At 69.8% G+C, this 285-nt stretch carries 1 protein-coding gene; it reads right to left on the bottom strand.

Features of this window, described 5'->3' with window-relative positions; all coding sequences use genetic code 11:
• The coding region (locus ACETK3_RS21395; protein ID WP_373993605.1) for an aldehyde dehydrogenase family protein at positions 1-285 on the bottom strand (285 nt) is incomplete at both ends.

Below are 285 nucleotides of genomic sequence, written 5' to 3'. Positions count from 1 at the left end.
GGTTGGCCGCCGTGCAGGCCTCGCCCATGTTCCGCAGCTTGGCTGCCATGGCACCGGTGACAGCGGCGTCCAGGTCGGCGTCCTCGAACACCAGGAACGGGGCGTTGCCGCCGAGCTCCATGGAGGTGCGCAGCACGTTTTCGGACGCATCGGCCAGCAGTCGGCGTCCCACTTCGGTGGAGCCGGTGAAGGAGAGCTTGCGCAGCCGGGAGTCCTTGATCAGGGGCCCGGTGGTGGCCCCTGCCGTGGACGTGGGGATGACGTTGAGGACACCGGCCGGGAGGC

The organism is Arthrobacter sp. E44, assembly GCF_041877125.1.
In the GTDB taxonomy this organism is placed as follows: domain Bacteria; phylum Actinomycetota; class Actinomycetes; order Actinomycetales; family Micrococcaceae; genus Arthrobacter.
Note: the sequence above shows the minus strand (reverse complement) of the source record. Positions and strands in the feature narration are given on the sequence as shown.